Below are 9,590 nucleotides of genomic sequence, written 5' to 3' on the forward strand. Positions count from 1 at the left end.
CTGCCGGAGGCAGGTTTTTTACTCAAAATGAATGAATCTTTTTTATTGGCCAAAAACGGAATTTCACTTCTCCGATGATGTCAGCTCGCTTAAAGGGGCCAACTTCGCGACTGTCTCGAGAGACAATCCGGTCATCACCAAGTAGGAAGTACTCTCCTTTAGGAACCTTGACAGTGAATTCTACTTGACCGTTAGTGTCTGTTGTAAAGGCATTTACACTCTTAGCCAGCTCTTGGAAGAGGCTATTATAGGAATATGTCTCTTCTAATCTATCCTTTTTAAAGGCTGCTATGTATTTTTGTAAATAGGCTTCCTTGGTTAACTTGCCATTAATATAGAGTTGGTCATTTTTATAGGTTAAGGTATCGCCTGGTAGGCCAACGACACGTTTAACAATCTCTTTACGATGACCAGCTTCTTCTTCCTGAGCAACTACAATATCAAAACGATTGATAGCAGTATGTTTTAAAGTAATCAGTCGTTCGCCATGAGCTAATGTGGGATCCATGGAGTGTCCGTCTACTCTGACTGCAGTCCAGATAAATAGTCTAGATAAACCAATAAGAGCCATAATCAGGATAAATAATCCCCACTCTTTAATAAATTGTTTCATAATGCTCCTTTATTTTTTTGAATTAAGTAAGGTTTGTGCTTTTTGGGTATTGGCAAAATGTAACTTGGCGCTGTAGTCCAAGCTAGATATGCCATAAGCTGCTAATAAGTGGCTGGCTACCTTGTCAGATGCCTGACCAGCTCCACTTGGTAGTGTGTAGCCTAATTCTTCTCCCAAATTTTTGAGGTTTTCAAGAAAAAGATTACGGGCAATGATTGAACTTACTGCAACAGCAAGATACTGTCCTTCAGCCTTTTCAACAAAGGTCAAGGGATTTGGAAAATGATTTTTTTCCTTAATCAGATGTTTTTCGTAATTACCTTGACTGGTAAAGGCATCGATGACAATTTTTTCAGGCTCAACCCCTGTTTGCAGAAGCAGAAAAATAGCTTGATTATGCAGGGCTACCTTTATGGAAACAGCATTATAAGCTTTGTTTTTCCCGACCATCTCATTGTATTTTTGGGGGGACAATAGCAGAGCCTTATGTTTGATAGCTTTCTCTAAAATGGGGGCAAGTTCCTTAATTTTGGTGTCAGTAAGGGTTTTTGAGTCACCAACACCTAGTTTTCGTAAGAAATCATGGTCTTTAGGCTCTACATAGCTAGCAACAACAGCAATGCCACCAAAATAAGAACCATTTCCTACCTCGTCACTTCCTATCAGAGGGAGTGCTTGGGACTTTGTTTGAGGGGCTGAATTCTCAGAAGGGGAATAATGTCCTAGTTCCTGAGCTACTTGTGAAGCTTTGCCACCTTGGAAAACAAGCTTTCCAGAGCTGTAAAGGCTGATAGTTGTCCCTTGATATTTGGCCACAAATTCCAGATAAGGATTTTTAGGGGCAAGTTGATATGTTTTTAACTTGCTTATAAGTTCTTTTTTGAGTTTGGGATTATTTTTAACAACAATGGTTTCCATAGAAAGTATTTTAACATAAAAATTCTAGCTATGGCAAAAGATGGTCGTCTTATTTCTTGAAATTTTGTTATTTTACGAATATCTGAAATTAAGGTATAATGCTAACTGAGGTGAACCTATGAAAAGTAATAATCGTTATAAATTTACCTTTGGTGACAAAACGTTAACATTGACAACCGACAAAGATAATCTTTTTATGGAAGAAATCGAGCAGGTAGCAAGAGAAAAGTACAATGCCATCAAAGACAAGTTGCCAGAAGCTGATAATGAAACAGTTGCTATTTTAATGGCAATCAATACCTTATCAACACAATTAAGTCGAGAAATAGCAGTTGAAAAACTAGAAGCAGAAATTAGTGAACTCAGGATGAAAACCTTAGTAGGTATTCAAGAAAAAGCTATTAATGCTGATGCTGATAATGACGGAGAATAATGATGATTTCACTCATACTTATCCTTCTTTTCTTATGGCATTTTTATATTGGTTACCATAGGGGCATTATTCTTCAGGTCTTTTATTCACTGGGGGCACTTGTGTCTTTTTTGATTGCCAAGCAATTTTATCAAAATGTAGCCCATAAAATATCCCTGTGGGTTCCTTATGCTAATCCCCCAGAAGGGGCTAATATGGCCTTTTTCAAGGAGGTCAGCCTTTTTGATCTTAGTCAGGTTTTTTATGCAGGAATAGCTTTCTTTGCTATTTTTAGTTTAGCCTATTTAGCTTTTCGACTACTAGGGGTCTTGGTTCACTTATTGCCTATTAACTACTTTAACACACTAGTCTATAACCTTATTAGTGGTTTTTTAGCACTTACTGTTTTATTAGTATTTTTATCAATGGGTCTAAGCATATTAGCTACGATTCCTTTGCCAGTTATTCAAAATCAACTGCAGGATCATTTTTTACTAAGGACCTTGATTGAGCATTGTCCACCAGTAACGACTCTTATTCGCCAATTATGGGTTAAACCTATTGTCTAGATCAGATCATGCTATCTGATCTTTTGTTTTCTTCTTTTTTTCCTTATTTAGGGTATAATAAAACTATGAATAATAAGATTTTAGAACAGTTAGAATTTAAAAAGGTTAAGGATCAGTTTGTCCCTTATCTACAAACTGAGCAGGGAAGACAAGAACTTCAACTGCTAGAACCAACTGACAATTGTAAAAAAATAAGTCACTATTTTTCTGAGATAGAAGAAATGGCTTCTATTTTTGTGGAAAGGCATCAGTTTGCTATTGGAAGTTTAAAGGATGTTTCAGAGAGCTTGCGACGGTTAGAGTTAGAAGCTGATTTGAATATTAGTGAGCTCCTTGATATTAAGAAGCTTCTGAGGGTTTCTACAGAGGTTGGTTATTTTTATGAGGACTTGGAAAATGTTCATTTAGATGCTTTAAGACCCTTATTTGAAAATATAGAGACTTTTCCTAAACTTCAAGGCAGTCTTCAAGCTATTAATGATGCTGGTTTTATTGAGAGTTTTGCGAGTTCAAGCTTAGAGAGCATTCGGCGTCAGATTTCCATTAGTGAAAATCAAGTGCGGAAGATTTTACAGGATATTCTCAAAAAAAATAGTGATTATCTTGTAGAAAATCTGGTTGCCAGTCGTAATGGCCGTAGTGTCTTGCCTGTTAAAAATACCTTTCGTAATCGGGTGCCAGGGGTGGTTCATGATATCTCAACTTCTGGAACAACGGTTTATATTGAACCTAGAGCTTTGGTTCAAATTAATGAAGAAATCACACAGCTACAGGCAGATGAACGTCATGAGCTTAGTCGAATCTTAAAAGAATTATCTCAGATAATCAAGCCTCATAGCCGTGCACTTGCTAATAATGCTTGGCTTTTAGGGCATTTAGATTTTGTTAGGGCCAAGTATTTGTACCAGCAAGATAGACAAGCCTCTTTGCCGAAAATGAGTCAGGACAGAAGTCTTCATTTGTTAAATGTAAGGCATCCCTTGTTAGAAAAGCCAGTTCCAAATGATTTGTATTTCAATGAAGACTTAACAATTATTGTTATTACAGGTCCTAATACGGGTGGAAAGACTATCATGCTGAAGACACTTGGTTTGGCACAATTAATGGGGCAATCAGGGTTGCCGATTTTAGCTGATAAGGGCTCTAAACTAGCTGTATTTAGTCAGATTTTTGCTGATATTGGAGATGAACAATCCATTGAGCAGAGTCTGTCAACCTTTTCTAGTCATATGACCCATATTATTAATATTTTAGCCAAATCCGATAGCCAAAGCTTAGTCTTATTTGATGAGCTAGGTGCAGGGACTGACCCTCAAGAAGGGGCTAGTCTAGCTATGGCTATCTTGGAACACTTGCGATTGACAGATATTAAAACCATGGCGACAACACATTATCCTGAGCTAAAGGCCTATGGTATTGAAACAGCATTTGTTGAAAATGCTAGTATGGAATTTGATAATAAGAGTTTACAGCCTACCTATCGCTTTATGCAGGGCGTTCCTGGTCGCTCAAATGCCTTTGAGATTGCAAAACGTTTGGGCTTAGCAGAAGTAATTGTTAAACAGGCCCAAGAGATGACAGATACAGATAGTGATGTTAACCGTATTATTGAAGAGTTAGAAGTTCAAACCCTAGAAGGTAGAAGGCGTTTAGAGCATATTAAAGAGGTTGAGCAGGATAACCTGAAATTTAATCGTGCTGTCAAAAAACTTTATAATGAATTTTCACAAGCTAAGGATAAGGAAATAGAAAAGGCCAGTCTTGAAGCTCAAGAAATTGTAGATTTAGCCCTAGCTGAAAGTGAAGTCATCTTAAGTAAACTTCATGAGAAGGCAGAATTAAAACCTCATGAAATTATCCAAGCTAAAACCAATTTGAAAAAGTTAGTTCCAGAAAAAGATCTGTCTCAAAACAAGGTGCTTAAGAAGTCTAAAAAGATGCGAGCAGCGCGTGAGGGTGATGATATTATTGTCACAGCCTATGGCCAGCGTGGAACCTTACTGAAACAAATCAAAGGCAATAAGTGGGAAGCCCAGGTTGGTCTGATTAAAATGACCTTAGCTGAAGATGAGTTTAGCTTGGTTAAGCTTGTTGAAGAAAATCAAAAGCCCAAAAAGCAAACGGCTCACCTTGTTAAGAAACTATCTAAGGCTAATGGACCTCGCGCCCGTCTGGATTTACGAGGCAAACGTTATGAAGAAGCCATGCAAGAATTAGATGCCTTTATTGATCAGGCCTTGGTTAACAATATGAGTCAAGTAGATATTATCCATGGTATCGGAACTGGCGTTATCCGAGAAGCTGTAGGAAAATACCTTAGAAAACATAAGCATGTTAAAAGCTTTGGCTATGCCCCTCAAAATGCTGGTGGTTCAGGCTGTACGATTGCTAACTTAGGTTAAAAATAGGGCTTTACAGATTATGCCTTTAGTTATAGAAAGCCGTAGCAGATTCTTGCTTTATCAGAGCTTTTCCCCTAAAATAAACTTAACAATTAGAAGAAATGGAGAAATAGTATGGCACATAATGTTACAGACGCAACATTTGAAGAAGAAACAAAAGAAGGTCTTGTCTTGGTTGACTTTTGGGCAACTTGGTGTGGTCCATGTCTGATGCAGGCACCTATCTTAGACCAGATTTCAGAAGATTTAAGTGAAGATGATTTGAAAATTGTTAAACTTGATGTCGATGAAAATCCAGAGACAGCACAAAAATTTGGTATCATGTCTATTCCAACTCTTTTATTCAAAAAAGATGGACAGGTTGTTAAACAACTAGCAGGAGTACATACCAAGGATCAAATCAAGGCTATCGTTGCCGAATTATCATAATAAAGATGAGCCCTCTTACTCTGAGGACTCATTTTTTTCTATTGGCATAGGCTTCTAGCATCTTTTTTTGTGGTGTGGCCATTGGATAGTTATCTAAATCAGCTTCACTAACCCAGGCGAGCTCCCTTTCAGAGGTAAATTTACTTTCTCTAACAAGGCCTTCTTTTAAGGAGATTGTCCATTTTTGATGGCTAAAGGTATGTTTGACAGGAGCTATGTAGCTATCAATCCAAGTCGGCTTTATCTGATAGACTTGCTGGAATAAATCAGACTTAGAAATAGTTTCCATAACGAGGTCTTCTTCCTGAAAAAGGTCAAGTTGCTGGCTGATAAAATCAGTTTCCATGATAGGAAAGGACCAAAAACCACCCAGCAAACGGCCTTGATTATTTTTTTCCAATAAAAAACGACCAGCCTGATCTCTAATGACAAAGGCTTGAATTTGAATCGGGCGCGGTTTTTTCTTTGGTAACTTAATAGGATATTTATGATAGGTTCCATGGAGATAAGCTGCGCAAAAAAAGCGGATTGGAGATTGCTCAGGTTTAGGATTCTTAGCAGATTCGATATCAGTGCCCAGATCCATAAGTGCTTGGTTGAAATCCCCAGGCCGATCTGGGTCAATCAGTTCCTCCATAAGTGCCTGAAAAATGTTACGGTTCTTAGGGTCAGCAATATCATAATCAACTTCAAAAAGACGTGCCATGACCCGCATGACGTTCCCATCAACAGCAGGTTCAGGTAAATCAAAAGCAATGCTAGCGATAGCGCCAGCTGTATAAGGGCCGATTCCCTTTAATTTAGAGATATCTTGATGGGATGATGGGAAACTCCCATCAAACTCTGTCATGATTTGAAGCGCAGCCTTTTGCATATTTCGTACGCGGGAATAGTAACCTAGTCCTTCCCATGCTTTGAGCAGGCGCTCCTCGTCAGCGTAAGCTAATTCTTGAATAGAGGGAAACCATTCTAAAAATCGGTGATAGTAGGGGATAACGGTTTGGACCTGGGTTTGTTGGAGCATGATTTCAGAGACCCAGATATGATAGGGGTTCTTGCTTCGTCTCCAAGGGAGATCGCGTTTTTCTTGGTCATACCAGTTGAGTAAGGTGCGACGGAAATCTTGAATCTTGTTTTGGTCCCACATGTCGATACCAAATGTTTTAAAGTCAGTCATGCTACTATTGTAGCAAATAATATATTATTGGAAAAATAAAAGTCTCTAAAAGGTTTCTTTTGGTATAGGAATAGGTTTTAGGAAGACTGTTTGAAATTTCAACTTTCTTTTTTTAAAGACCTTGAGCTATGAGACTTGAAAAATAAAGTATTCCATATTATGATAAAAAAGTAATAAAGTTAGAAAAATAAAAAAATACGATTTGGCTATAGCCTATTTTTTTTATTATTAATAATAGAGAAACAGTAGGTGCAGCTGCTTGGCTAACAGATAGATGATTAGAAATTTAGTGAAATTGCTTAGGTTTTTGATGTAACATGGTTTGAAAGGTAGAAATAACATGACGATATCGGCTCTTATGATTAGTTACATAGCTCTTATTTTACTCTTATATAAGACGTATTTTGACAAAATATGGGTCTTTTGTGAGTTTGTCTTTTTTAGTCTCCTGGCTTTTATTTATACCCTTTATTTTCCTGTTTTTACCAATGAAGTGCATGTGAGTTTTTACTTACTTTTTTATCTTCCTTTTGTTAGTATTAGTTATCGTGCTTTATGGTACCATGGCTATTTAACACAGATTAAAGAAGGAATTGCTCTGGCCTTTCTCCATATTCCAGTGGCTTATTTCTGGAAAATATTTTTAGCGGCCTATTTTTTGGGTTTATTATAGTCAAAAGTGTCAGGTGGAAGCTTGGGCTTTTTCTTTCAAAAAGAGCTTTGTCTTTTTAGGCTTAATTGTAAAAGATAGAGGAAATATGCTTGCTTTTACTCTTTTTTTAGGGTATAATGAAGTTCTGTGAGCATACCTCACTTACCTAAGCCTCATGGTTTAGGTCATTAGACCAAAAGGAGGAAAATATCAATGGCTAAATACGAAATTCTTTATATCATTCGTCCAAACATTGAAGAAGAAGCTAAAAATGCTTTGGTATCACGCTTTGACTCTATCTTAACTGACAACGGTGCTACAATCGTTGAATCAAAAGATTGGGAAAAACGTCGTCTTGCGTACGAAATCAATGATTTCCGCGAAGGACTATACCGTATCGTTACTCTTGAAGCTGAAGATGCAGTTGCTCTTAACGAGTTTGACCGTCTTTCAAAAATCAACAGTGACATTCTTCGTCACATGATCGTCAAACTTGACGCTTAATCAGACTTAGAAGAAGGTAGTTTATGATTAATAATGTAGTACTAGTTGGTCGTATGACCAAAGATGCAGAACTTCGTTACACACCAAGTCAAGTAGCAGTGGCTACTTTTACACTTGCTGTTAACCGTACCTTTAAAAGCCAGAATGGTGAACGCGAAGCCGATTTCATTAACTGTGTTATCTGGCGTCAGCCTGCTGAAAATTTAGCTAACTGGGCTAAAAAAGGTGCTTTGGTTGGGATTACAGGTCGTATTCAGACCCGTAATTATGAAAATCAGCAAGGACAACGTGTTTATGTAACGGAAGTGGTTGCGGACAATTTCCAAATGTTGGAAAGCCGTGCTACACGTGAAGGTGGCTCTTCTAACTCATATAATGGCGGTGGATTTAACAATCCATCAGCTAACAATAGTTATTCAGCTCCTTCACAACAAACACCTAATTTTGGTCGTGAAGAAAGCCCGTTTGGGAACTCAAACCCAATGGATATCTCAGATGATGATCTACCATTCTAAGGAATGGGAATTGGACTTAAGGAAATGAATAAATTTACTAAAAGCTTACGAAATCAGGATTTTCTTGAATCTTCTCATTTCTTTTTACTTAAGATTGGTAAATTTATATCTTGAATACTATAAAGGAGATTAAACATGGCTCAACAACGTCGTGGCGGATTCAAACGCCGTAAAAAAGTTGACTTCATCGCAGCTAATAAAATTGAATATGTTGATTACAAAGACACTGAACTTTTAAGCCGTTTTGTTTCAGAACGTGGGAAAATCCTTCCTCGTCGTGTAACTGGAACTTCAGCTAAAAACCAACGTAAAGTAACAACAGCAATTAAACGTGCTCGCGTTATGGCTCTTATGCCTTACGTAAACGAAGACTAATATCAAGGCAGTCCCTAGGGCTGCTTTTTACTACCCTAAAAAGTTACTAGGGATGAAAAAGAGCCACTATTTGATGTAGTGGCTTACTATATTTTATTGGCGTGCTGTAAGTGCGTTTTTAACATTATATTTCTTTTGGAGATAATAACGAAGTAAGAGAGCTCCGCCACCAAGGATACTTAGGACAAAAGGTGGTAGTTGAGGATTTAAGGCTGCTGGTAAAAAGGCTGTGGCAGAATAGTAAAGCGCCATCCAAAATACCATAACAAGTGATAAAACGAGGATAGATTTTAACCAACTTGGTTTTTGACTCTTGTCAGCTCCCATATGGCGATAGATGTAATAATAGGTTGCGTACATTGAAGCGCCACCACCAAAACCTAGAGCTAGAATTGAGGTAAGGCCGGTTACAGGTGCATTTGTATTGAAGAAGGCCATCATTGCAGTCATGAGAGCTACTAGTCCGATAAATAATAGTGATGTATCAAGCCACATTAACCAGGGATTGGTATTTTTTTCCTTATCAGGGGCTTTAGCATTCTTATTTTTTTCAGAAAAGGAAGCTGCCCATAGAGTTGGAGCGCCTAAAAAAGAACGTGCAGGAATACCTTGAGCTTGTTTTTCTAAAATACTAGGAAGATATTCTTCCAGAATAGCCCTGATTTCAGAATCACTTTTACCATCTTGAATAAGACGATTGGTTGCGATGTGAACAAATTCCTGATTTTTTTTAGTAAGATTTTGAAAGTCCATTATATCTCCTTTGAAATAGTGGTTTTAAGAGAAAAAATAAAAACTCTTAAAACTAGATGCATTAATGATATGATTACGGTTAATAAAATAGGTAAACAATTAAGATTTGAAAAAGTCAAGTCACTAATCCTTTACTTTCCAGCTAGTAAGTGAGTTAGGCAGTCTATATAAAGACTGCCGTAGAATGATGAGTTGCTTTAGCTCCCAAGGAAATTAGGACCTGAAAAAGTCAAGTCACTAATCCTTTACTTTCCAGCTAGTAAGTGAGTTA

12 protein-coding genes are annotated in these 9,590 nt (G+C 37.5%); 8 read left to right on the forward strand and 4 right to left on the reverse strand.

Going from position 1 to position 9,590, the window contains the following annotated elements; all coding sequences use genetic code 11:
* Positions 1-22: 22 nt before the first annotated feature.
* Both lepB and rnhC read right to left on the reverse strand, forming a co-directional pair.
* Positions 23-613: a signal peptidase I gene (lepB, locus tag A3GU_RS10220; protein ID WP_018366544.1), complete on the reverse strand. Its 591-nt coding sequence runs from the start codon at positions 611-613 to the stop codon at positions 23-25.
* Between the two features lie 9 nt (positions 614-622).
* Positions 623-1,531 carry a ribonuclease HIII gene (gene rnhC / locus A3GU_RS10225; RefSeq protein ID WP_018366545.1) on the reverse strand — a complete coding sequence of 303 codons (909 nt, stop codon included), beginning with the start codon at positions 1,529-1,531 and terminating at the stop codon, positions 623-625.
* Between the two features lie 118 nt (positions 1,532-1,649).
* Here rnhC and A3GU_RS0105540 point away from each other — a divergent pair, with 118 nt between their 5' ends.
* From A3GU_RS0105540 to trxA, 4 genes are all read left to right on the forward strand, one after another.
* The gene (locus tag A3GU_RS0105540; RefSeq protein WP_018366546.1) at positions 1,650-1,964 is read left to right on the forward strand and encodes a cell division protein ZapA; all 315 of its coding nucleotides are present in this window, start codon (positions 1,650-1,652) and stop codon (positions 1,962-1,964) included.
* 2 nt (positions 1,965-1,966) lie between these two features.
* The gene (locus A3GU_RS0105545; RefSeq protein WP_026216457.1) at positions 1,967-2,512 is read left to right on the forward strand and encodes a CvpA family protein; all 546 of its coding nucleotides are present in this window, start codon (positions 1,967-1,969) and stop codon (positions 2,510-2,512) included.
* 65 nt (positions 2,513-2,577) lie between these two features.
* A complete protein-coding gene (locus A3GU_RS0105550; protein ID WP_026216458.1) occupies positions 2,578-4,914 on the forward strand; it encodes an endonuclease MutS2 in 2,337 nt (778 codons plus the stop codon).
* Positions 4,915-5,028: 114 nt separating this feature from the next.
* Positions 5,029-5,343 carry a thioredoxin gene (gene trxA, locus A3GU_RS0105555; protein WP_018366549.1) on the forward strand — a complete coding sequence of 105 codons (315 nt, stop codon included), beginning with the start codon at positions 5,029-5,031 and terminating at the stop codon, positions 5,341-5,343.
* A gap of 28 nt (positions 5,344-5,371) precedes the next feature.
* Here trxA and mutY read toward each other — a convergent pair whose 3' ends face one another.
* The gene (gene mutY, locus A3GU_RS0105560; RefSeq protein WP_026216459.1) at positions 5,372-6,520 is read right to left on the reverse strand and encodes an A/G-specific adenine glycosylase; all 1,149 of its coding nucleotides are present in this window, start codon (positions 6,518-6,520) and stop codon (positions 5,372-5,374) included.
* Positions 6,521-6,860: 340 nt separating this feature from the next.
* Here mutY and A3GU_RS0105565 point away from each other — a divergent pair, with 340 nt between their 5' ends.
* The 4 genes from A3GU_RS0105565 (at position 6,861) to rpsR (ending at position 8,566) form a co-directional block, all read left to right on the forward strand.
* Entirely contained in the window at positions 6,861-7,193 is a 333-nt protein-coding gene (locus A3GU_RS0105565; RefSeq protein WP_018366551.1) for a hypothetical protein, read from the forward strand.
* A gap of 192 nt (positions 7,194-7,385) precedes the next feature.
* Entirely contained in the window at positions 7,386-7,676 is a 291-nt protein-coding gene (rpsF, locus tag A3GU_RS0105575) for a 30S ribosomal protein S6 (protein WP_018366553.1), read from the forward strand.
* A gap of 23 nt (positions 7,677-7,699) precedes the next feature.
* Positions 7,700-8,191, forward strand: a complete 492-nt coding sequence (locus A3GU_RS0105580) for a single-stranded DNA-binding protein (protein ID WP_018366554.1) — start codon at positions 7,700-7,702, stop codon at positions 8,189-8,191.
* A gap of 135 nt (positions 8,192-8,326) precedes the next feature.
* Complete coding sequence (gene rpsR, locus A3GU_RS0105585; protein WP_002983142.1) at positions 8,327-8,566, forward strand: 30S ribosomal protein S18; 240 nt, start codon at positions 8,327-8,329, stop codon at positions 8,564-8,566.
* A gap of 93 nt (positions 8,567-8,659) precedes the next feature.
* On the opposite strand, the gene A3GU_RS0105590 is transcribed toward rpsR, so the two are convergent.
* Positions 8,660-9,319: a DUF1129 domain-containing protein gene (locus A3GU_RS0105590; protein WP_018366555.1), complete on the reverse strand. Its 660-nt coding sequence runs from the start codon at positions 9,317-9,319 to the stop codon at positions 8,660-8,662.
* Positions 9,320-9,590: the final 271 nt, after the last annotated feature.

The sequence above is a fragment of the Streptococcus didelphis DSM 15616 genome, from assembly GCF_000380005.1.
GTDB lineage: Bacteria > Bacillota > Bacilli > Lactobacillales > Streptococcaceae > Streptococcus > Streptococcus didelphis.

Coding starts and splice junctions, on each gene's coding strand:
- A3GU_RS0105550 (WP_026216458.1), top strand. CDS start 2,578: ATGAATAATAAGATTTTAGAACAGTTAGAATTTAAAAAGGTTAAGGAT.
- A3GU_RS0105540 (WP_018366546.1), top strand. CDS start 1,650: ATGAAAAGTAATAATCGTTATAAATTTACCTTTGGTGACAAAACGTTA.
- rpsF (WP_018366553.1), top strand. CDS start 7,386: ATGGCTAAATACGAAATTCTTTATATCATTCGTCCAAACATTGAAGAA.
- A3GU_RS0105545 (WP_026216457.1), top strand. CDS start 1,967: ATGATTTCACTCATACTTATCCTTCTTTTCTTATGGCATTTTTATATT.
- rpsR (WP_002983142.1), top strand. CDS start 8,327: ATGGCTCAACAACGTCGTGGCGGATTCAAACGCCGTAAAAAAGTTGAC.
- A3GU_RS0105580 (WP_018366554.1), top strand. CDS start 7,700: ATGATTAATAATGTAGTACTAGTTGGTCGTATGACCAAAGATGCAGAA.
- trxA (WP_018366549.1), top strand. CDS start 5,029: ATGGCACATAATGTTACAGACGCAACATTTGAAGAAGAAACAAAAGAA.
- A3GU_RS0105590 (WP_018366555.1), bottom strand. CDS start 9,319: ATGGACTTTCAAAATCTTACTAAAAAAAATCAGGAATTTGTTCACATC.
- mutY (WP_026216459.1), bottom strand. CDS start 6,520: ATGACTGACTTTAAAACATTTGGTATCGACATGTGGGACCAAAACAAG.
- rnhC (WP_018366545.1), bottom strand. CDS start 1,531: ATGGAAACCATTGTTGTTAAAAATAATCCCAAACTCAAAAAAGAACTT.
- A3GU_RS0105565 (WP_018366551.1), top strand. CDS start 6,861: ATGACGATATCGGCTCTTATGATTAGTTACATAGCTCTTATTTTACTC.
- lepB (WP_018366544.1), bottom strand. CDS start 613: ATGAAACAATTTATTAAAGAGTGGGGATTATTTATCCTGATTATGGCT.